General features: G+C 66.9%; 2 protein-coding genes. One reads left to right on the forward strand and one right to left on the reverse strand.

What is annotated here, in order from left to right:
- Nucleotides 1-295: hypothetical protein (locus AC1DX4_RS35070; protein WP_477224686.1), on the reverse strand; the 295-nt coding region annotated here is incomplete at its 3' end.
- Between AC1DX4_RS35070 and AC1DX4_RS35075 the strand changes: the two genes are divergently transcribed.
- Nucleotides 269-715: Ig-like domain-containing protein (locus tag AC1DX4_RS35075; RefSeq protein ID WP_477224687.1), on the forward strand; the 447-nt coding region annotated here is incomplete at its 3' end. The genes AC1DX4_RS35070 and AC1DX4_RS35075 overlap by 27 nt on opposite strands.

A 715-nucleotide genomic window follows, 5' to 3' on the forward strand; every position in this document is an offset into this window, starting at 1 on the left:
CGCCTGCGATGTTGGTGACGTGCGGGCTGATGGGATCGCCCAGCGTCAGCGTGCGGGCCACCGTCTCGGCGGTGCTTCCCGGATTGGATCCGGTCACCGCCCAAGCGGCGAGATCGCCGTTGGCCCTGGTGTCGAGGGCTGCTTCGTCATCCTGCGCCCTCGCCGCGACCGGCTGTGGCTGGCCGTTGGTGAGCTTGATCGTGAGTGTGGAGGGCGAGGTGTCGCCGCCGTCGCCGGTGTCCCGGTCACGGTGCAGGGCACATACGGCGTGCTGCAGATCGACCAGGACGGTCACTACACCTACACGCTGACCAAGCCCTTCGACACCACGCCCGACGCCAACAACAGCACCAACRTCGAGGCCGGCAAGGACGTCTTCACCTATACCGTCACCGACAGCCTCGGCAACACCAACACCTCGACCATCTCCATCAACATCGTCGACGATGTGCCGACAGCCAAGGCCGACACGGACGCCGCACAGTCGGGCGAGACGGTGACCGGCAATGTCGAGACCGGGACCAGCACCCACGGCACCGGTGCGGCCGATACGGCCGGCGCCGACGGCATCGCCTCGATCGCCTGGACGGGCATCGCCGGCTCCACGGTGACGGGAACCTATGGCGTGCTGACGGTCGATGCCAATGGCGGCTACAGCTACCATGCCAACCCGAACGCCTCGGGCACCGACGTGTTCGCCTACACCATCAAGGAC

Source organism: Mesorhizobium sp. P3_A8, assembly GCF_056402995.1.